This window comes from Phascolarctobacterium succinatutens YIT 12067, from assembly GCF_000188175.1.
GTDB classification, from domain to species: Bacteria; Bacillota; Negativicutes; order Acidaminococcales; family Acidaminococcaceae; genus Phascolarctobacterium_A; species Phascolarctobacterium_A succinatutens.
In genome coordinates this window covers 12,810-33,385 of record NZ_GL830871.1, presented here as the reverse complement: position 1 = coordinate 33,385, position 20,576 = coordinate 12,810, and the positions used below count along the sequence as shown (strand labels likewise).

Annotated in this window: 23 protein-coding genes and 2 riboswitches; of the genes, 22 read left to right on the top strand and 1 reads right to left on the bottom strand. The window is 50.4% G+C overall.

Features of this window, described 5'->3' with window-relative positions; all coding sequences use genetic code 11:
* Window positions 1–94 precede the first annotated feature (94 nt).
* Window positions 95–211: riboswitch (FMN riboswitch) on the top strand.
* 80 nt (window positions 212–291) lie between these two features.
* From ribD to HMPREF9443_RS03510, 15 genes are all read left to right on the top strand, one after another.
* The gene (ribD, locus tag HMPREF9443_RS03585) at window positions 292–1,416 is read left to right on the top strand and encodes a bifunctional diaminohydroxyphosphoribosylaminopyrimidine deaminase/5-amino-6-(5-phosphoribosylamino)uracil reductase RibD (RefSeq protein ID WP_040564991.1); all 1,125 of its coding nucleotides are present in this window, start codon (window positions 292–294) and stop codon (window positions 1,414–1,416) included.
* Window positions 1,416–2,066, top strand: coding sequence for a riboflavin synthase (locus tag HMPREF9443_RS03580; RefSeq protein WP_009145146.1), 651 nt, complete (start codon window positions 1,416–1,418; stop codon window positions 2,064–2,066). Before ribD ends, HMPREF9443_RS03580 begins: the two co-directional genes overlap by 1 nt.
* Before the next feature lie 21 nt (window positions 2,067–2,087).
* Window positions 2,088–3,317, top strand: a complete 1,230-nt coding sequence (locus HMPREF9443_RS03575; RefSeq protein WP_009145145.1) for a bifunctional 3,4-dihydroxy-2-butanone-4-phosphate synthase/GTP cyclohydrolase II — start codon at window positions 2,088–2,090, stop codon at window positions 3,315–3,317.
* A gap of 49 nt (window positions 3,318–3,366) precedes the next feature.
* Window positions 3,367–3,828 (top strand): 6,7-dimethyl-8-ribityllumazine synthase, encoded by a 462-nt coding sequence (gene ribH / locus HMPREF9443_RS03570; protein ID WP_009145144.1) that lies wholly within the window; start codon window positions 3,367–3,369, stop codon window positions 3,826–3,828.
* Window positions 3,829–4,004: 176 nt separating this feature from the next.
* Window positions 4,005–4,904, top strand: a complete 900-nt coding sequence (gene hslO, locus HMPREF9443_RS03565; protein ID WP_009145143.1) for an Hsp33 family molecular chaperone HslO — start codon at window positions 4,005–4,007, stop codon at window positions 4,902–4,904.
* A gap of 90 nt (window positions 4,905–4,994) precedes the next feature.
* Entirely contained in the window at window positions 4,995–6,047 is a 1,053-nt protein-coding gene (gene recA / locus HMPREF9443_RS03560) for a recombinase RecA (RefSeq protein WP_009145142.1), read from the top strand.
* Window positions 6,022–6,549 (top strand): regulatory protein RecX, encoded by a 528-nt coding sequence (locus tag HMPREF9443_RS03555; protein ID WP_009145141.1) that lies wholly within the window; start codon window positions 6,022–6,024, stop codon window positions 6,547–6,549. The genes recA and HMPREF9443_RS03555 overlap by 26 nt, the downstream gene beginning before the upstream one ends.
* Before the next feature lie 237 nt (window positions 6,550–6,786).
* Window positions 6,787–8,331, top strand: coding sequence for a ribonuclease Y (gene rny / locus HMPREF9443_RS03550; RefSeq protein ID WP_009145140.1), 1,545 nt, complete (start codon window positions 6,787–6,789; stop codon window positions 8,329–8,331).
* Window positions 8,332–8,412: 81 nt separating this feature from the next.
* Window positions 8,413–8,595: riboswitch (cobalamin riboswitch) on the top strand.
* Window positions 8,596–8,742: 147 nt separating this feature from the next.
* Entirely contained in the window at window positions 8,743–9,321 is a 579-nt protein-coding gene (cobU, locus tag HMPREF9443_RS03540) for a bifunctional adenosylcobinamide kinase/adenosylcobinamide-phosphate guanylyltransferase (RefSeq protein WP_009145139.1), read from the top strand.
* A gap of 8 nt (window positions 9,322–9,329) precedes the next feature.
* On the top strand, window positions 9,330–10,340 hold the full coding sequence (cobT, locus tag HMPREF9443_RS03535) for a nicotinate-nucleotide--dimethylbenzimidazole phosphoribosyltransferase (RefSeq protein ID WP_009145138.1): 1,011 nt from the start codon (window positions 9,330–9,332) through the stop codon (window positions 10,338–10,340).
* Window positions 10,341–10,344: 4 nt separating this feature from the next.
* Window positions 10,345–11,079, top strand: coding sequence for an adenosylcobinamide-GDP ribazoletransferase (gene cobS, locus HMPREF9443_RS03530; RefSeq protein ID WP_009145137.1), 735 nt, complete (start codon window positions 10,345–10,347; stop codon window positions 11,077–11,079).
* A gap of 56 nt (window positions 11,080–11,135) precedes the next feature.
* Window positions 11,136–11,936, top strand: a complete 801-nt coding sequence (locus tag HMPREF9443_RS10300; protein ID WP_009145136.1) for a nicotinate-nucleotide--dimethylbenzimidazole phosphoribosyltransferase — start codon at window positions 11,136–11,138, stop codon at window positions 11,934–11,936.
* Window positions 11,936–12,577, top strand: a complete 642-nt coding sequence (locus tag HMPREF9443_RS10295; RefSeq protein WP_009145135.1) for a histidine phosphatase family protein — start codon at window positions 11,936–11,938, stop codon at window positions 12,575–12,577. Before HMPREF9443_RS10300 ends, HMPREF9443_RS10295 begins: the two co-directional genes overlap by 1 nt.
* 386 nt (window positions 12,578–12,963) lie before the next feature.
* The gene (locus tag HMPREF9443_RS03515; RefSeq protein WP_009145133.1) at window positions 12,964–13,248 is read left to right on the top strand and encodes a zinc-ribbon domain containing protein; all 285 of its coding nucleotides are present in this window, start codon (window positions 12,964–12,966) and stop codon (window positions 13,246–13,248) included.
* A 149-nt stretch (window positions 13,249–13,397) separates the two neighbouring features.
* Entirely contained in the window at window positions 13,398–14,648 is a 1,251-nt protein-coding gene (locus HMPREF9443_RS03510; RefSeq protein ID WP_009145132.1) for a RecQ family ATP-dependent DNA helicase, read from the top strand.
* A gap of 3 nt (window positions 14,649–14,651) precedes the next feature.
* On the opposite strand, the gene HMPREF9443_RS03505 is transcribed toward HMPREF9443_RS03510, so the two are convergent.
* The gene (locus HMPREF9443_RS03505) at window positions 14,652–15,323 is read right to left on the bottom strand and encodes a metal-dependent hydrolase (protein ID WP_009145131.1); all 672 of its coding nucleotides are present in this window, start codon (window positions 15,321–15,323) and stop codon (window positions 14,652–14,654) included.
* Window positions 15,324–15,518: 195 nt separating this feature from the next.
* Between HMPREF9443_RS03505 and HMPREF9443_RS03500 the strand changes: the two genes are divergently transcribed.
* The 7 genes from HMPREF9443_RS03500 (at window position 15,519) to HMPREF9443_RS03470 (ending at window position 20,545) form a co-directional block, all read left to right on the top strand.
* Complete coding sequence (locus HMPREF9443_RS03500) at window positions 15,519–16,466, top strand: glucosaminidase domain-containing protein (protein ID WP_009145130.1); 948 nt, start codon at window positions 15,519–15,521, stop codon at window positions 16,464–16,466.
* A 43-nt stretch (window positions 16,467–16,509) separates the two neighbouring features.
* Window positions 16,510–16,989, top strand: a complete 480-nt coding sequence (gene trmL / locus HMPREF9443_RS03495; RefSeq protein WP_040564986.1) for a tRNA (uridine(34)/cytosine(34)/5-carboxymethylaminomethyluridine(34)-2'-O)-methyltransferase TrmL — start codon at window positions 16,510–16,512, stop codon at window positions 16,987–16,989.
* Window positions 16,986–17,342, top strand: coding sequence for a 6-carboxytetrahydropterin synthase QueD (gene queD / locus HMPREF9443_RS03490; protein WP_009145128.1), 357 nt, complete (start codon window positions 16,986–16,988; stop codon window positions 17,340–17,342). Before trmL ends, queD begins: the two co-directional genes overlap by 4 nt.
* A gap of 1 nt (window position 17,343) precedes the next feature.
* The gene (gene folE2, locus HMPREF9443_RS03485) at window positions 17,344–18,120 is read left to right on the top strand and encodes a GTP cyclohydrolase FolE2 (protein WP_040564984.1); all 777 of its coding nucleotides are present in this window, start codon (window positions 17,344–17,346) and stop codon (window positions 18,118–18,120) included.
* Window positions 18,111–19,304 (top strand): dihydropteroate synthase, encoded by a 1,194-nt coding sequence (folP, locus tag HMPREF9443_RS03480; protein ID WP_009145126.1) that lies wholly within the window; start codon window positions 18,111–18,113, stop codon window positions 19,302–19,304. Before folE2 ends, folP begins: the two co-directional genes overlap by 10 nt.
* Before the next feature lie 299 nt (window positions 19,305–19,603).
* Entirely contained in the window at window positions 19,604–20,062 is a 459-nt protein-coding gene (gene folK, locus HMPREF9443_RS03475; protein WP_009145125.1) for a 2-amino-4-hydroxy-6-hydroxymethyldihydropteridine diphosphokinase, read from the top strand.
* An 81-nt stretch (window positions 20,063–20,143) separates the two neighbouring features.
* A complete protein-coding gene (locus HMPREF9443_RS03470) occupies window positions 20,144–20,545 on the top strand; it encodes a zinc ribbon domain-containing protein (RefSeq protein WP_009145124.1) in 402 nt (133 codons plus the stop codon).
* The last annotated feature ends 31 nt before the right edge of the window (window positions 20,546–20,576 follow it).

Genomic DNA, 20,576 nt, shown 5'->3' with positions numbered 1-20,576 from the left:
CCTTTTGATTCCTACAGTAAACTGACGCGGCCGTTCACGTATAGTTTTCTTGACTGGAAGAAATTTTGACGCTATAATAAAAATAACTTCATAATGTAACCTTTGGGGCAGGGTGCAATTCCCGATCGGCGGTAAAGTCCGCTAGCGCAGCAACGCATGAACCGGTGCGATTCCGGTACCGACAGTATAGTCTGGATGATAAAAGGTGGCAAAACAGTTTTTTACCGCATATGGGCTCCTTAGGTCTTTATGCGGTTTTTTATATTACTGGAAGGTGATATTTTGGCAAGAATGACAGATGAAGCATATATGCAGCGGGCCCTGGAGCTGGCGCTGCAGGCAGAGGGCAATACCAGTCCCAATCCGATGGTTGGCTGCGTGATTGTGGATGCCGAAGGCAATATTGTGGGTGAGGGCTATCACCATAAGGCCGGCGAACCGCATGCCGAGGTCAATGCCTTGGCGGAGGCTAAGCAGATGGCTCAGGGTGCAACGGCCTATGTAACGTTGGAGCCCTGCGCACATTACGGACGCACCGGTCCCTGCTGCGTAGCCTTGGCGCGCGCGGGCATCGGCAAGGTTGTGGTTGCCTGCCTTGATCCTAACCCCAAGGTTGCAGGTCAGGGTTTGGAATATCTGCGCCTGCAGGGTATCGAGGTTGTTACCGGCGTGTGCGAAAAGGAGGCTAAGCGCCTAAATGAGCGCTTCTTTACCTGGATTACGAAGCAGCGTCCGTTTATTACTTTAAAATACGCTATGACATTGGATGGCAAAATCGCTACTGCTACCGGCGACAGCAAATGGATTACCGGCGAGGAGGCACGCACCTTCGCGCATCGTCTGCGTAAGCAGCATGACGCTGTGCTTGTCGGCATCGGCACAGTGCTGGAGGATGACCCGGAGCTGACCACCCGTCTGGTGCGCGGCAAAAATCCGGTGCGCGTGGTGCTCGACAGCAGCCTGAAGATTTCGCTGATGGCAGCAGTTTTGAATCCGCTGGCGGACACGATTATTTTTACCGGCTTGGATTCCGATATCGTTAAGGCGGAAGCGCTGGCTGCTCTGCCTAACGTAGAGGTGGTACGTCTGCCGCTGGCTGACGGCGTGCTGCCTGTGGCGCAGGTGGTGCAGGCCTTGGCTGAGCGCGGTATTGCCAGCCTTTTGGTAGAAGGAGGCAGTGCAATTCACGGTGCCTTATTTGATGCAGGCCTTGCTGACAGAGTGTGCGCCTTTGTAGCGCCCAAGCTGATCGGCGGCGCTGCCGCTCTGCCGCCGGTAGGCGGTGCAGGCAGCAGCCTAGTAGAAACAGGTTGGCAGCTGACAGAGGTCGAGATGGAAAAATTGGGCAGTGATGTACTGATAACAGGTCTGGTGCCGGAGCTGGATAAGCAGGAGCTGCCGAAGGAGGCGGAATAATGTTTACAGGATTGGTAGCCGAACTGGGCACGGTGCAGAAGCTGGCGCAGCAGGGTGAATCCTATCACCTGACAGTTGCTGCGGTGAAGGTACTGCAGAATTTGAAAATCGGTGATAGCGTTGCCGTCAACGGCGCCTGCCTTACGGTAGTAAGCATGGATGACACCGCCTTTACCGCCGACGTGATGCCGGAAACCGTGCGCCTGACCAATATCGGCAGCCTGCATGCCGGCGACAGAGTAAATCTGGAGCGCACGCTGCGCCTGTGCGACGGTCTTGACGGTCATATCGTCAGCGGACACGTGGAAGGACTGGGTGTAATTGCCGGCCGCAGACCGGAGGGCATTGCGATGGTGGTGACTATCAACACCCCGCCGGAGCTTTTGAAATATATCATCAAAAAGGGCAGTATTGCGATTGATGGTATCAGCCTGACGGTGACGCAGGTTACGGAAAGCAGCTTTTCCGTATCGCTGATTCCGCATACTGCCAAGGAAACAACGCTTGGCTTTAAGGATGTGGGCGACAGCGTAAATCTGGAAACGGATATTGTCGGCAAATATGTAGAGCAAATGTTAAAATTTAACCCCAAGCAGACTCAGGAGCCTGCTTTAAATAAAAATATGCTGCTGGAGAATGGGTTTATCTGAGCAGCAACAAAGAGGTAGAAAATGGAAAAGTTTAAGTATAATACAATTGATGAAGCCATCGCTGCGATTAAAGCAGGTCAGATGGTATTGGTAACCGATGACGAGGACCGCGAAAACGAAGGCGACCTGATTATGGCAGCCGAGCTGTGCACTCCCGAGGCTATTAACTTTATGGCTAAGGAAGCACGCGGACTTATCTGCATGCCGGCAGACAGCGAGGTTATGGACAAGCTGCAGTTCGGCGCTATGGTAACGCATAACACCGACAATCACGAAACAGCCTTCTCTGTTTCTATTGACCATGTTGACACCACCACCGGTATTTCCGCTTATGAGCGCGCATATACCATGAAAAAATGCGCTGAGCCGGGCGCACAGCCGAGCGACTTCCGCCGTCCGGGTCACGTTTTCCCGCTGCGCGCACGCAAGGGCGGTGTACTGGTGCGTACCGGTCACACCGAAACTACTGTTGATTTGTGCAAGCTGGCAGGCCTGCAGCCCGTGGGCATCTGCTGCGAGATTATGAACGATGACGGCCATATGGCGCGCACTCCGGATTTAATCGAGTTCGCTAAAAAGCATAAGCTCGTTTTCATCACTGTTGCCGAGCTTGTTGCCTATCGCAAGGCACACGAAAAAATGGTGCATCGTGCCGCTGAGGCTGCGTTGCCGACTAAATACGGCAATTTCCGCATCATTGCATATGAAAACGATTTGGACAACCTTTGTCATGTTGCTATTGTCAAGGGCGATGTTGCCGGTAAAAAGGATGTGCTCGTGCGCGTACACAGCGAGTGCCTGACCGGTGATGCCTTCGGCAGCCTGCGCTGCGACTGCGGCGATCAGCTGGCAACCGCTCTGAAGATGATTGAAAAGGAAGGCTGCGGCGCTGTTGTTTACATGCGTCAGGAGGGCCGTGGTATTGGTTTGGCTAATAAAATCCGTGCTTACGCACTGCAGGATCAGGGCCTTGATACCGTTGAGGCGAACGTTCGCCTGGGCTTTGCTCCCGACCTGCGTGATTACGGCATGGGTGCACAAATTCTGGTTGACCTCGGACTCACCAGCATCCGCCTGATTACCAACAACCCCGCAAAACGCATCGGTCTCTCCGGTTATGGCATCACCATCACCGACCGCGTGCCCATCATCATGGAGCCTAACGAATACAACGAGCACTATCTCGACGTTAAAGAAGAGAAAATGGGACACAAGCTGCACGAAGGCTGTGGCTGCAACTGTGGAAAGTAAAAAAAGTATAAATTAACGTAAAACATAAAACCATTAGGAGGAACAAAACATGAAAACCTTAGAAGGAAAACTCACCGCCAAAAACATGAAAATCGCCATCGTCGTAGCCCGCTTCAACGAATTCATCACCAGCAAACTCCTCAGCGGCTGCATCGACTGCCTGATCCGCCACGAAGCAGCTGACGAAGATCTCACCGTAGCCTGGGTACCGGGCGCCTTCGAAATCCCCATGGCAGCAAAAAAACTCGCAGAAAGCGGCAAATATGACGCAGTAATCTGCTTAGGTGCCGTAATCCGCGGCGCAACCCCGCACTTTGACTATGTATGCGCCGAAGCCTCCAAAGGCATCGCTCAGGTAAGCATGCAAACCGGCGTACCCGTAGCCTTCGGCGTACTCACCACCGAAAACATTCAGCAGGCTGTAGAACGTGCAGGCACCAAGGCCGGCAACAAGGGCGTAGACTGCGCAATGACCGCAATGGAAATGGTAAATCTCTTCAAAGAAATGTAACATTTTCACCGCTTGCCTTTTTGACTATTATGATTTATAATTGACATTGTGGAAGAGCTGATAACAGGCTGTTCCCCATGCATGAAATTTGCAAGCCCGCTAGCAGTAGTTTAGTGGGCTTGTTTTATTAAGCAAGTAAAATTTTTGCCGTAAGGCAGGATTGTGAGGCAGATATTATGGAAGATGTTTTGACAAAGGCTACGGCCGACGGTGTACGTATTTATGCATTATGCACCACTAATCTGGTACAGGAAGCAGCTAAAAAGCACGGCTGCTCCCATCTGGCAAGCGCTGCTCTGGGACGTGCAATGAACGGCGCGCTGCTGCTGGCCGCAACAATGAAGGATAACGAGCGCATCAGCCTGCGTCTGAAGGGCGATGGCCCTTTGGGCGAGGTAGTAGCAGATGCCGAAGGCAGCACAGTGCGCGGTTATGTGGAAAACCCCGATGCATTTTTGCCCCTGAAAAATGGCAAGCTGGATGTCGGCGGCGGCATCGGCGAGGGTAATATTATCGTAACGCGTTATCTGCAGAATGCAGAGCCCTTCACCGGCTACTGCGAGCTGCAGGACGGCGAAATCGCCAGCGACCTGACCAAATACCTCTATGTTTCCGAACAGACACCGACAAGCGTTGCTCTGGGCGTACTGGTTGACAAGGACGGCAACGTAACCGCATCCGGCGGCTTCTTTATTCAGGCTATGCCGGGCTGCACCGACGAGGTTCTGGAAAAGCTGGAAAACAACGTTAAACTGACTCCGTATGTAACCCAGCTGCTGGAAATCGGTTATACTCCGCAAAAGATGATTGAAATTCTCGGCCGCGGTCTGGACGTTGATATTAAAGAAACCATTCCCCTGAGCTTCAAATGCCGCTGCAGCCGTGAGCGCATTCTGGCGGCTTTGGGCAACCTTGATGTAAAATCTCTGGAGGAGCTGGCGCAGGACAAAACTACGGAAGCACACTGCGAATTCTGCAACAGCACCTATGAATATACTCAGGATGAAATCAAGCACCTGTTGGAAGAAAAGGAAAAGCAGGCACAGCTGGAGGCTGCTAAACAGAATATCAAATAACAAAACTTTTCTTGACAAAGGAAACTTTTGTTTGTATAATAAAGGCAGTGAATTGATTAAATTTAAATTTATATATTAGGAGGCAGGCAGATGGACGCAGATAAAAAGAAAGCCTTAGACATGGCGATGCACCAGATTGAAAAGGATTTTGGCAAGGGCAGCATTATGATGCTGGGCGAAGCAAGTGCCAAAATGAATATAGAGGTTATCCCTACAGGCGCTTTATCACTGGATATTGCTCTTGGTGTCGGCGGTATTCCGCGCGGACGCGTTATTGAGATTTACGGTCCCGAATCTTCCGGTAAAACTACCGTTGCTTTGCATATGATTGCCGAAGCTCAGAAGATGGGCGGCTATGCAGCATTTATCGATGCGGAGCATGCACTGGATCCGGAATATGCCCGTCATCTGGGTGTAGATATTGACGATCTGCTGATTTCTCAGCCGGATAACGGCGAACAGGCTTTGGAAATTGCTGACGCACTGGTACGCAGCGGCGCTATTGATATTATCGTTATCGACTCCGTTGCAGCTTTGGTTCCGCGTGCCGAAATCGAAGGCGAAATGGGTGATTCCCACGTAGGCCTGCAGGCACGTCTGATGAGCCAGGCTCTGCGTAAGCTGACAGGTCTGATTTCCAAATCCAAGTGTGCTACTATTTTCATCAACCAGATCCGTGAAAAGGTCGGCGTTATGTTCGGTAATCCGGAAACCACTACCGGTGGCCGCGCACTGAAATTCTACTCTACCGTCCGTATGGATGTACGCCGTATCGACACGCTGAAAAACGGCAACGATGTTATCGGCAGCCGTACCCGCGTTAAGGTTGTCAAGAACAAGGTAGCACCTCCGTTCAGACAGGCTGAGTTCGATATTATGTATGGCAAAGGCATTTCTCATGAAGGCTGCCTTGTTGATCTGGGCGCAGACCTTGATATTATCAACAAGAGCGGTGCCTGGTATTCCTACGGTGATATCCGTTTAGGTCAGGGCAAGGAAAAGGTTAAAGACTTTTTGCGTGAGAATCCGGAAATTGCCCAAGAAATCGAAGCTAAAATCCGCGCAGTGACGATTGCCAAGAGCGATAATAAGGAAGCAGCTGAGGAGCCGTTGCAGGATGTGGAGTCGATCTTTAAGGAATAAGAAAAAGGAAGAAGGCTTTACCGGCGCGCAGCAGGTTTATGACTGCGCGCTGGATTTATTGTCTTACCGTGATTACAGCCATAAGGATATGGTGGAGCGCTTGCAGCGCAAGGGTGCAACTAAGGAGCAGGCGCTGGAGGCGGTGGCCAAGCTCGAGGATTACGGTCTGCTGAACGAGGAGCGTTACGCCAATAGGGTGTACGAAGCATGGCTGGCCAAACGCTATTACGGCAGACAGCATCTGCAGCTGGAGCTGACCAAGCGCGGCATACGCCCGGACGTGGTTGCGGAAATTATGGAACGCTTTACGCCTGACATTGAAGAAGGGCAGGCGGAGAACGCGGCACAGCTTTTCGTGCAGCGCAATCAGCGTAAGCTAACAGCAGAAACAGATAACAAAAAAATATATGCGGCTGCGGGGCGCTTTATGGCGGCTCGCGGCTTTTCATCAAGATATGTGCACATTATATTGGGTAAATTGCATTTTTCAGACAATATATAGCGGTTAAACTTGACAATTTTGTTAAATATAATCTATAATGTAGTTATGCAATCGTGTTAATATCTACGATTTTCACGAGGCGACGCGTAAAGCGGTTGCCTTATTTTTTGCCCTATTTCAGAATAGATAATACATATTTTATTATAGATTCAACGGAATAAGGACATCTATAGCAGACGCAAACAGGCGCCTGCTGTTACTATGCAAAAAAATCTTGGAAAAATCTACATTTAGGAGGTGAGGACGATTTTAGAAATTATCGGTACAGCTGTTGTTGTTGGTCTGGCCGGCGGTGCAGTAGGTTATCTGGTTCGCAAAAATGTTGCTGAAGGTAAAATTGCTACTGCAGAAGAGCAGGCTATCCGTATTGTACAGGATGCGGAGCAGACCGGCGAAGCAAAACGCAAAGAAATCATGATGGAGGCTAAAGAAGAAATCCATCGTCTGCGTTCCGAAATGGAGCGTGAAAATAAAGACAGACGTAATGACCTGCAGCGTCAGGAGCGTCGTCTGCTGCAAAAAGAAGAAAATCTGGACCGTAAAATCGAATCCTTCGAACGCAAGGAAGAAAAGCTGGCTTCCAAGGAACAGCGCCTGAACGCTGCTCAGGAGAAGGCTGAGGCAATGCTGGAAAAACGTCAGGTTGAACTGGAGCGTATTTCCGGACTGACCAGTGACGAAGCAAAGCAGGAGCTGCTGCAATCCCTCGAGGACGAGGTTAAGCACGAATCTGCTATGATGGTTAAGGATCTGGAGCAACAGGCTAAGGATGAGGCAGACCGCAAGGCAAGAGAAATTATTTCTCTGGCAATTCAGCGTTGTGCAGCAGACCATGTAGCGGAAACCACCGTTTCTGTAGTAGGCCTGCCTAACGATGAAATGAAGGGCCGCATCATCGGTCGTGAAGGCCGTAACATCCGCACTCTGGAAACCCTTACCGGCATCGATCTGATTATCGATGATACTCCGGAGGCTGTTATTATTTCCGGCTTCGATCCGGTACGCCGTGAGGTTGCCCGTATCGCTCTGGAAAAATTGATTAATGACGGCCGTATTCATCCGTCCCGCATTGAGGAAATGGTTGAAAAGGCACAAAAAGAGGTTGAGCAGAAAATTAAGGAAGCCGGCGAACAGGCTACCTTTGCTGTCGGTGTGCATGGCCTGCATCCCGAACTGATTAAGCTGCTGGGTCGCCTGAAATATCGTACCAGCTATGGTCAGAATGTCCTGAACCATTCTGTTGAGGTTGCTAACCTGGCAGGTGTAATGGCTTCTGAGCTCGGTGTTGACGTTGTTCTGGCTAAACGTGCCGGCCTGCTGCATGATATCGGCAAGGCTATTGACCATGAAATGGAAGGCTCTCACGTTGAAATCGGCGGCGAAATTGCCAAGAAGTTCCGTGAGTCCGACCTGATTGTCAATGCTATTTTGGCGCATCATGGTGACTGCGAGCCTAAGAGTGTTGAAGCTGTTCTGGTATCTGCCGCTGACGCAGTATCTGCTGCCCGTCCGGGTGCAAGACGCGAAACTCTGGAAAGCTACCTGAAGCGCTTAACTCGATTGGAAGAAATTTCTGAGTCCTTTGAGGGCGTTGAAAAATGCTATGCCGTACAGGCTGGCCGCGAAATCCGCATTATGGTTAAGCCGGATGTTATCGATGATGCTTCCGCTGTGCTTCTGGCACGCGATATCTCCAAGAAGATTGAAGATGAAATGGAATATCCCGGTCAGATTAAGGTTGTTATCATCCGCGAAACTCGTGCTGTTGATTACGCAAAATAACGAAATTCCTGAAAGAGCTGCTTAGGCAGCTCTTTTTTTGCGCCTTAGCAGGATTATAGGAATTGCTGTCGAATATATATACTTGGAATTTTTTTGACAGGTGCGCCGGTTGAGGCCGGTGCTGAAAAGGGAATGCCGGTGAGAATCCGGAGCAGTCCCGCTACTGTAAGCGGAGCCCAGGCAATTATGTCACTGACGCAAGTTGGGAAGGCGCTGAGGGCGATGAAGCTAAGCCAGGAGACCTGCCTGTTACGAAGCTTGGAGCCTACGGGAGATAGGCTGGCTTTGGTATGCGTAAATATAGAATTTTTGGCTGCAGCTGCATTTTGTGAATCTCCCGCAAGGGAGCTTTTTTCATATATGTATAAAATGAAAAGCATGCAGCTTACAAAAACGAAGGGAGGTTGAAATATGCCTGGAAAAATTATTATGGTTACCGGCGGAGCCCGCAGCGGCAAAAGCGAATTTGCAGAACGCTATGTATTGCATTATTCTCCCAAATGCGATTACGTTGCTACGGCAGAAATCTTAGATGAGGAAATGGCGGAGCGCGTGCGTCTGCACCGTGAGCGTCGTGATGCACGTTGGATTAATCACGAAGCGCCTTATCATGCCGAGCGCACGCTTGAAGCGCTGTCAGCGGAAACAGGAGCGGTTCTGTTTGACTGCCTGACTGTTTATATGTGTAACCTGCTTTATGGCAAGGATGCGCCGGAGGGTGAATTCCTGGAGCGCTGTCAGGTAGTATTTGACGAAATTGACAAGGTGCTGGCAGCAGCACGTAATTGCGGTAAAATCGTTGTCTTTGTTACGAATGAGGTGGGCAGCGGCATTGTGCCGGATAATCAGATGGCGCGTGAATACCGTGACCTTGCCGGCTGGGTTAACCAGCGTGTGGCAGATGAGGCTGACCATGTTTATTATTGTGTGGCAGGTCAGGCTGTAGACGTAAAAAAATTGGCTTTTAAATTTGAGGATGAAGGAGAATAACGACTGATATGGAGAAAATCATAATACCTGCTCTGGATGAAGAACGTATGCAAGAAGTGCGGGCAGGCTACGCTAAGATAGACAAGCCGGCAGCTAATCTGGGCAAGCTGGAGGATATGGTTGTAGGACTTGCAGGTATGATCGGCAAGGATTTACCGGATAAATTAAAGACGGCGATGGTTCTGATGTGCGGTGACCACGGTATTGCGAAATACGGTGTCAGCGCTTATCCGCAGGAGGTTACGCGTCAGATGATTAACGGTTATATGCGCGGTACTGCCGGTGCTACCGTGCTGGCTCGTCATGCGCACGCCGATGTTTTCGTCTGTGATGTAGGCACTGCCTTTGATTTGAGCGATTTGCCCAAGGTGTATCAGAAAAAGGTAGCTTGGGGAACAAATGACTTCACCCAGGGACCGGCGATGACGCGCGAGCAGGCTGAAAAGGCTATTGCCGTCGGCATCGAAATGGCTGATATGTGCATCGACCAAGGCTACAATATGCTTTATACAGGCGAAATGGGCATCGGCAATACAACCTCTACCTCTGCTATTGCCAGCGCGTTTTTAGGCTTGGATCCGCAGCTGACTGTCGGCCGTGGCAGCGGTATCAATGACGAACGCATGAAGATTAAACGTCAGGTTGTTATCGACGGTCTGGCTAAAAATATGCCGAAGCAGGGTGATGCGATGGACATTCTCTGTAAGGTCGGCGGCTATGACCACGCAGGTCTGGCCGGTGTAATTATCGGTGCAGCCCGTCGCCGCGTACCGGCAATGGTTGACGGTGTTAATGCTACGGCTGCAGCACTTTTGGCCTACGGCCTCTATCCGCAGTGCCGCGATTATATGCTTTGCTCGCATCTGAGCAGCGATATTTCTCATAAGAAAATGCTGGAGCTGATGCAGCTTTCGCCGATTGTGGATGCCGGTATGCGCCTGGGTGAGGGCACCGGTGCTTCTCTGGCTATTGTTGTGCTGCAGGCAGCAATGGATGTGTATAATCATTTAAGCAGGTGATGTGATGCGTGATTTTGTAACTTGTCTGGAATTTTTGACCAGAATCCGCTTTTCCAACCGCACGGACTGGCATGATAACGATTTCAGCCGCAGTGTACCGTACTTCCCTTTGGTCGGCCTGGTAATGGGCGTTTTTATGGGTGCGGTAAATTACGGACTGTATTATCTGCACACCCCTGATCTGATGCGCGCAGTGATGCTGGTGCTGGCGGAGCTGATTATTATCGGCGCTTTGATGTATGACGGCTTTATGGATACCTCCGACGGTGTTTTCAGCGCCCGTGACCGTGAGCGTATGCTGGAAATCATGAAGGACAGCCACGTAGGCTCCAATGCCGTTATCGCGCTTGTCTGCCTCGTGCTGCTGAAGGTGGCTGCCTATACTACGCTGCCGCCGGTTAAGCTGTCGTTTGCGTTGGTTGCAGTTTTTGTAGCAACGCGTACCTTTATGGTTACCTACATCGTCAACTACAAGTATGCACGCAAAACCGGCATCGGTCATATGTTTAAGGCCTATGCCAAGCCGATGTATACCTATATTGCCTTTGCACTCTGCCTGGCGCTTGTCGCAGCCTGCGGCCTGCCGTATTTGTATACGGCAATAGCGGCCTTCGTTATCTGCCAGGGCATTGCGCATTTCCTCAGCGGTCAGCTGGGCGGCCTTACCGGTGATACCTACGGCTTTTTGACGGAATGCGGCGTTGTGGTTTACCTGATGCTCGCAACCTATATAATCTGATATATTTCCCCGGCAATATTTTGCCGAATTATAAAGAGACAGAAAGGAAAAATGCTATGCATATAGAAGAAATAATCCAAAAGATTGTGCCTGCCGACAGAGGCTGTATGAAGCTGGCGCAGATACGCTTTGATAATCTGATCAAGCCGGTCGGCAGTCTGGCCAAGCTGGAAGAAATGACCTCGCGCTATTGCGGTATCAAGGGTATTTATGAAAAAGAGGATTTAGATTATCCTAAACGCGATTTACTGGTATGGTGCGGTATCGAAGAGGCTGCTCAGGCCGAAAAAATTATGCACGCCAAATGGCCGGTGAATGTGCTGGCTGCAGAAACCGGTGCGAAGGCCGTGGCTCTGCTGGTAACCTCGGAGGAGGAGGCTGATGCTCTGGAGGAGGGCGCTGCCCTGGTGCAGGAGCTGGTACACGAGAAGGGACTGGAGCTTTTGGGCTTCGGCTGCCTTTCCAATCCTGATAATGAGATGGTACGCACCGCTATGGCCGGCGCTCTGCTGCAGGCTGCAGCTATGAAGGTGCCGGTAATGCTGGACGGCGTTGCTGTCTGCAAGGCTGCCAAAAAGGCGGCGGATATGGCACCTGCCGTGCTCGACTACTGCTTTGCCGGTCACGTTTCCGCAGAGCCGGGCGCGGAAGAATGCCTGCAGGAGCTGGGGCTTACGGCACCGCTGCGCCTGAATATTCCCGACGGCGCCGGTGAGGGCGCTGCTGTCTGCTTTACGCTGTTCAATGCCGGCATCAAGGCCTACAAAGAAATGGAAACCTTTGAGGAAGCAGGCGTGCATGCGGAGATGAAGGAATTTTCCCTGGCAGAGCAATCTAAAAAAGGGGCGAAGGCTTAATGGGTAAAATATATTTAATCCGTCACGGTGAAACGGACAGCAACAAGGGACATCGCTTTCAGGGACGCATCAACATGCCGCTGAACGCCAAAGGTCTGGAGCAGTCCGAGAAGCTGGCTGCGTATATGCAGCATCTGCCGGTTGACAAGATTTACTGCAGCTCAATGCTGCGTGCCTGCATGACGGCAGCACCGCTGGCTATGAGCAAAAATATGTCCTACCAGCCGTTGGATTTGCTGCAGGAGGTAAGCTTCGGTGCCTGGGAAGGCCTGGAATATGCGGAAATCAGCCGCCGCTGGCCTAAGGAGATGGATGATTTCCTGACGCGTCCGGGCGAATGGATTCCGCCGCAGGGCGAAAGCTTTCATGATGTAGCGCGTCGCTGTCAGGCGGCTTTTGACTATATCTTCGAGCGTGAAGGCCACGAGAAGAATATCGCGATTGTATCGCACGGCGGTATTATCCGCGTGCAGCTGTGCCTGCTTTTGGGCATCCCGCTGAACAATCTGTGGAAGCTGAGTGTGCATAATGTTTCTGTTAGCATGCTGAATGACTGGCAGGGCAATATCATTGCCGAAACCATCAATGATGATCACTTTGCCAGAGAGCAGGGAAAATCTGTAAACTGGCTGCATAAATAAAAATTGAAGTTCGAAAACCGCGCAGACCTGAAAAGCTGTCGCGGTTTTTCTTTAAAGCGGCGAAAAAAAGACGGTCATAGTTTTTGCTGTAAACTTATCGGTGCCGCACCATTAATTTTACACGCAAGCTTTTCCTGTGAGCACTGTTAACAAGCGGATTTGAGCATATGTTGAGAAATGAAAAGTTTCTTATTAAAGAATTTACGCATTTTTGATAAACTAAGATTGACTTTTACAGGCGCTTACTATATACTGTAAGAGGTGTATCTCAGTGGTCCGTTTAAGTTCCTAACTTCTTCTATCATAGATGAAATGGGGAAGCCAAGGTAAACATCTTAATGCGTTCTTTGGGGTATGTTCTATCTATGATTAGGAGTGATTAAACAATGAAAGAAGACAAGACTTTAACCTGCTGCGAGTGCGGCAACGAATTCGTATTCACCGCTTCCGAGCAAGAGTTCTACGCAGAAAAGGGCTTCACTAACGAACCGCGCCGTTGCCCGGCTTGCCGTCAAGCTCGCAAACAACGCATGGGCGTACAAAACGACCGTCCGCAACGCGAAATGTTCCCCGCAGTTTGCGCTGAATGCGGTAAAGAGACCATGGTACCGTTCAAACCCAGCGATCGTCCGGTTTACTGCCGCGAATGCTTCAACGCACGTAAACACTAATTAGACGCTTGAAGTAACAAATTCAGGTACAGCTTAGGCTGTACCTGTTTTTTATTAGCCGATTATAGAAAAAACGAAAGTTATTTTACATAAAAGTGCTTATATGCTATACTTTTTACAATATCAATTATTCGAAGCAGGGGAGCTTTATGGCACGTATTATAGACAGTGATTTTCTGCACCGCGCGCTGCAGCATTTTTATGGCTACAGCAGCTTTCGCACAGGGCAGGAAGAAATTATAAGTGAAATATTACACGGACAGCCTGTGCTGGCAGTGCTGCCTACGGGTGCAGGCAAGAGTATTTGCTTTCAGCTGCCTTCGCTGCTGCTGAAGGGCGTGACGCTGGTCATTTCGCCGCTGATATCGCTGATGAAGGACCAGGCGGAGGCACTGACGGCTCGCGGTATTCCGGCAGCTTATCTGGACAGCAGCATGAGCAGCAACGAGTACGGCAGAGTGCTGCATGCTGCGCTCAACAAGCAGTGCAAGTTTTTGTATGTGGCACCGGAGCGATTGGTCAACCAGCAGTTTATTGATTTCGCCCGCCAGGCTTATATTACGATGGTGGCGGTGGACGAGGCGCACTGCGTATCGCAGTGGGGACACAGCTTTCGTAAGGAATATTATAATATCCCCGATTTTATTCAGGCCTTGCCGACGAAGCCGCTGGTGGCAGCCTTTACTGCTACGGCTACACCGGATGTACGCCGTGATATTATCAAACGCCTAGGCATTCCGGAGGCAAAAATTGTGGTGACGGGCTTTGACAGGCCTAATCTGCATTTTGCCGTGCAGCGCACGCAGGATAAGGAGCGCTCGCTGTTGGAGTTTATGCGCAAGCATAAAAAGGATTGCGGCGTAGTTTACTGTGCTACGCGCAACAAGGTGGAAAGCGTGACGCAGCTTTTGCGGCGTCAGGGCTTCAGTGCCTTGCGCTATCACGCGGGATTGACGCCGGAGGAGCGGCGTGAGAATCAGAATGCTTTTGTCGGCGGCAGCGTGCCGCTGATTGTGGCAACAAATGCCTTCGGTATGGGCATTGATAAGCCGGATGTACGCTTTGTGGTGCATTATAATATGCCCAAGGATATCGAAAGCTACTATCAGGAGGCAGGACGCGCAGGGCGTGACGGCCTGCCTGCGGAATGTCTGCTGCTTTACGATAAGGCGGATATTGCGGTCAACACCTATCTTATCGGCCACGATCAGCCGGATCTGACCTGGAAGGAGCACGAGCTGCAGCTGCTGAGTAAAATGACCAATTATTGCAATACATCCATGTGCCTGCGCAAGGTACTGCTGGAATATTTCGGAGAAAAAACAACGTCGCAGTGCAACAATTGCGGCAACTGCGACGTGAATAAGAACGCTTCGTGGCGTAAGTTTTTGAAGTTTTAAATTTTAGTCGATATCAATAGTATTGCCCGGTTTTACAATGAGCACCTTGCTGTCGGTTTCGTCCTCAACGGCGGCCTTGAAGGCTTCAACGTCCTGAGCGATGGGCGGCCAGGTGTTGTAATGTACGGGGATAACGTATTTTGCCTGCAGCAGCTTGCAGGCGATAAGTGCATCATTGGGGTCCATAGTGAAGTTGCCGCCGATAGGAAGCACTGCGTATTCAAAGGCGTCGAGCTTGGGCAGCAGCTGCATATCGCTAAACAGTGCGGTGTCACCGGCGAAGTACAGCTTAGTGCCGTAGAAATCAATGACGATGCCGCAGGCGTGACCGCCGGGAACGCCGCTGCCGTGGAAGGCCAGCGTCAGGCGTACCTTGCCGAAGGGAAACTTAAAGGTGCCGCCAAGATGCATAGCGTGCGCTTTGCAGCCGGCTTCCTGCGCCAGACCGCAGATTTCGGCAGTAGAGATGATGGTAGCGTCACAATTTTTGGAGATTTCAAAGGCACTGCCCAAATGGTCGAAGTGACCGTGGCTGACGAAAATATAATCAACCTTAATGTCTTTGGCGGTGAGTCCTTCCGAATTATCGTCCAGATACGGGTCGAAGATAATAGCGGAATTATTTTTTTCCAGCATAAAGCAGGCATGGTTGATGAAATGGAATTTTGCGGACATAATTTTCCCTCCTTAATTTAACAAGCTGATTGCTGCTTGATGTTAAATAAGATAGCGCTTGGCTGTTATCTTATAAATATTATAGCTTAAATCTACTTTTTTGTGAATTCCTCACTGCAGGGGTGGGAAAAGCTTTACAATTTTGCCTTAAGTGCGGTAAAATTGATAGCGTGATATATATAGGAGTAATGCGCTATGAAATATAAAAAAATTACTTTTGCGTGTGTTCTGCTGGGCCTGTCGCTCTATGCCGGCGTGTGTGCGGCAACCGTGCGCGAGGTCGCTGATGAAGCACCGGCCTCCAAGCAGACGATTATCGCTGATAAAAAGGATAAGAAGCTGCTCAACAAAAAGCAGCGCGCTGTCCAAATAACTCAGGAAAAGGATAAAATTGTAGTATCTACCAAACCGGTGGCTAAACCGCCTGCCGGTACGATAAATGTTCCTGCCGCTCCGCGTCCGTCGCTGCTGCAGGAGAAGGACGGCAAGTTCTATTTTTCCGGTACTCAGCTACCGGATGATTACCGTAATATCGCTATTTACGGTGAGGCGATTGCCAGCAAGGCGCAGGCTGTTGCCTATATTTTAGCGGCTAACCCTGCTGTGAAGCTAGCCTGCCCGGTAGAGGAGCTGGTTGAGCTGTACTGGCAGGAGGCTAAGCGTGAAAACGTGCGTCCCGATCTTGCCCTGGCGCAATCGTTGGTTGAAACCGGTGCTTACCGTTATGGCGGTGATGTGCTGCATCATCAGAACAATTTCTGCGGTCTTGGTACTATCGGCGGCGGTGTGCGCGGTGCGTCCTTTGCTACGCCGCAGCTGGGAGTGCGTGCGCACATCCAGCATCTGCTGGCTTACACGCAGACGAAGCGTCCTTCAACGGATATTGTCGATCCGCGCTATGATCTGGCGCATAATATCCGCCTGGAGCGCGGTGTTGTCAACACCTGGTACGGTTTGAACGGTACCTGGGCGATGGGCTCGCTGTATTGCGAAAAGATTATGGCCACCTATCAGAAAATCCTGGCACAGCAGCCTGTTGAGCCGGAGATTAAGCCGGCACCGGCTGAACCGGTTAAGGAAAAGAATAAAAAGAAACGCAGTATGAAGCAGAGAGTTTCTGAAATACTGCAGGAGAAAAAGTAAATTAACGACTGTGCAGCAGTCAGCTGAGGAGGCATTCAGTAAAATGCATATAGTTTTAGTTGAACCGGAAATTCCCGGCAATACCGGTAATATTGCACGTCTGTGCGCAGCAACCGGCTGCCACCTGCATTTGGTCCGTCCGCTTGGTTTTTCCGTGGAGGATAAATATTTGAAGCGTGCGGGTCTGGATTATTGGCATCTTGTTGATATCCATTATTATGACAGCGTTTATGAGGTGCTGGAAAAATATAAGGATAATCCTAAGTATTTCCTGACGACGAAGGCACACAGCTCTTATGCCGATGTTCAGTATGCTCAGGACAGCCTGCTGATTTTCGGCAAGGAAACTGCCGGCCTGCCGGAAACCTTGCTGCACGAATATCCCGAAAGCTGCATCCGTATTCCGATGATTGAGGATGCACGCTCTTTGAATTTGTCCAATTCCGTGGCGATTGTGGCTTATGAGGCACTGCGCCAAAACGGCTTTGCTGATTTAACCCTTTATGGAGGAGAATATAAATGATAATTATTAAGGAATTTGATTTTGACGCTGCGCATTATCTGCCTGCGTATAACGGCAAGTGCGAGCATTTGCACGGTCATACCTATAAGCTGGTGGTAAAGGTAGAGGGCACTCCCGACCACGAGGGTATGGTTATTGATTTTATCAAGTTGAAGAATCTGGTGAAGGAAGAGGTGCTGGCACATTTGGACCACGCCTGCCTGAATGATATTCTGCCGGTGCCTTCTGCGGAAAATATCAGCGTCTGGGTTTGGAATAAGCTGGTTGAGCTGCTTAAGAGCGACCATTATCATTTATATGAAGTAGAAGTTTGGGAAACTCGCACCAGTGGCTGCGTGTACAGAGGTGAATGACGTGAAGGATGTACAAAGCGAAAAGGATTTACGCAATATTCCTTTGAAGCATGTGGGAATAAAGGGCCTGCGCTGGCCGATTGAGCTGCGCGATAAAGCACGCGGTACGCAGCACAGCGTAGCAGAGGTAACACTGGCGGTTGATTTGCCGCATGATATGCGCGGTACGCACATGAGCCGTTTTGTGGAGTGTCTGCGTACTCTCGGTCCTGTGGGCCTTGCTGATGTGGAGGCAATTTTAGACCAGCTGAAGCAGCATCTGCAGGCTGAAAGAGCTTTTATCGAGCTGAAATTCCCGTATTTTGTAACGAAGAAGGCTCCTGTGAGCGGTATGGAAGCGCCGATGGATATCGATTGCGTGTATAAGGCCGAGAAGGGCGAGAAGCTGCGTTGGCGCATTACAGCTGTTGTGCCGGTGCAGACGCTGTGCCCCTGCTCCAAGGAAATCAGCGAATACGGTGCGCATAATCAGCGCGCCTGGGCGAAGCTGGAGGTTGAGGCGCAGGAAATGGTGTGGCTGGAGGAGCTGGTGGAATATGCCGAGGCTTCCGCAAGCACGCCGCTTTACGGTCTTTTGAAGCGCCCCGATGAAAAATATGTTACGGAGCATGCTTATGAAAATCCGCGTTTTGTAGAGGATGCTGTGCGTGAGGTTGCTTTGCGTCTGGAGGCGGATAAGCGTATTACCTGGTATCGTGCAGAGGTGGAGAGCATGGAAAGCATCCATAATCATAACGCTTTTGCTGTTGTGGAAAAAGGTGAGAATGAATGTTATTAAAGGTTAACCGTGAAGGCTTGGAGGCAGCGCTGGCAAGTATCGGCGCTCATGCCGACAGTCTGCCTATTTTTGCGCATAAGGCGGAGATTATTCCGTTCAAGCTGCTTGGTGTGCGTACGCCGGCAGCGAATATTATCAAGCAGGAGATGCTGGCGGTGGGCGGCGACGCCGTAACACCGGTGGGTGCTGTTACCTGTGCTGCGAAGTATGTTGATATCCTGCTTTTGGGTACGCTGAAGCATTATAAGGTGCTTTTGAAGAAGCTGGCACAGATGCCGTACTTTGGCATTCCGCAGGCTGCTATTGATTTGGAGATGGCGCTGACACCGCAAAAGCTGTGCACTACTCTGGCTGACGGCAGAGTGCTGACCTATGAGAAGATGTGCGTGATGGGTATTCTGAACGTTACGCCCGATTCCTTTTATGAGGGCAGCCGTGTTCCTGCTATGGAGGAGCTGGTGGAGCGTGCAGGCAGAATGCTTGCTGCGGGTGCCGGTGTGCTGGATATCGGCGGTGAGTCTGCCCGTCCGGGCAGCGACAGAGTTGATGGGGAGGAGGAGCGCCGCCGCGTAGTTCCGGCGATTGCTGCTTTGCGCAAGGCTTATCCCGATGCTGTTATTTCTATTGATACCTATCGTGCGGATACGGCGGAGGCAGCTATTACTGCGGGTGCTGATATTATCAACGATATCAGTGCGATGGAGGCTGACCCGCGCATGGCTGACGTGGTTGTGACAACTAAAGCGCCGATTATTCTTATGCATATGCGCGGTACGCCGAAGAATATGCAGCAGAACTGCGAGTACAAGGATGTTGTGCAGGAGGTTGCCGTTTATCTGGCGCAGAGAGCGCAGCTTTTGCGTGAGCGTGGTGTGAGTGCGGATAAGATTATTCTGGATCCGGGTATCTGCTTTGCCAAGAATGTGGAGCAGAATTTGCTGTTGATGCGTGACCTGAAGGCTTTGACGAGCTTTGGTTATCCTGTGCTGCTGGCGGCGTCGCGCAAGAGTACGCTTGGTGCTGTGCTGGGCGGTGTACCGGCAGAGCAGCGTTTGGAGGGAACGATTGCGACGAGTCTGCAGGCAATTTACGCAGGGGCACAGATGGTGCGCGTGCATGATGTTGAGGAGAACGTGCGGGCGATTCGCACACTAGAGGCTATTTTGCGCGGCAGTGCGGAGTAGGTTAGCTTAGAAAGAATTGTTTTAGCAATTATCTGTCACGCTGCGACGGAATAGTGACATAAGCAATTATTTATCGCGGTGGAAGCATAAAAATTTTAGGAAATAAGTGCTTGGAACAAAAGAAATTGCAATACTGTTTGAGCGCTAAGCTGACTTGTGTAGAAAAATGCTACGCATAGCGCGAGTTTATTGCAATTTCGTCTTTGTTCCGCACGAAATTGCCGTTAAGAAATTTTTCGCTGTAACGCGATAGATAATTGCTGGAATATCATATCACATCAAAAGAACAGGAGTCTGAGATGGCTATTGCATATGTTGCCTTGGGCAGTAACCTGGGCGATAAGAAAAAGAATTTACAGCGCGCGCTGATGCTGCTGATGCAGCAGGGCGTGGATGTACTGCAGGTTTCCGGCTATTTTGCTACGGAGCCTTACGGTGTGACGGACCAGCCGCAGTTTTTGAATGCTGTGTGCAAGGTGCGCACTAATTTGGAGCCTGTGGCGCTTTTGCGTACACTTTTGGCAACGGAGCTGGCGATGGGACGTGTGCGCCTGCGTCATTGGGGCGAGCGCAATATTGATCTGGATTTGCTGCTTTACGAAAATGTCGTAATGCAGACACCGGAGCTTACGCTGCCGCATCCCGATATGCAGAACAGGGATTTTGTGCTGCTGCCGTTACTGGATATTGCGCCGGAGCTGGAGCATCCGCTGCTGCATAAGACTGTAAGGGAAATGGCAGCGGAACTGAACAAATAATGCTGCGGCACGAGCGATTTGTTTTACAGCAAATATGCGCTTGTGCTATAATTAAGAAAAAACATCTGGCAGGAGGTAGCTATGAGAATAGATGGTGCCGGCGGTTGCTTTGATAACCGTCTTTATGAAGTTGATATTGACGTAGCCTGGAATATTGCCTTGCTGTGCGTCAATGAGATGGGTGTAACTATTGATGAACAGGATGATGCTGCACATCAGCTGCACTTCCATAACAAGAAAAAAATTATGCAGCTGGCTATGCAGTCTTTGGATGAAGAAACCGTACAGGTTATCATGGACTCCACTAAGGAGCGTCTGCAGATTTATAACTGGAAGCGCGAGGACAAAGAGGTTAACCAGTTCTATGAGCTGTTCGAAAAGAAGCTCACTGAATACCGTGCCTTTATTTTGTGCCCGAACTGCTCCGCAAAAATCAGCTCTTTGGTTAAGTTCTGCCCCGAGTGCGGCTGCAAAGTAAAATAAGCGCAAAAAAAGAAACCAAATACCGATTGGT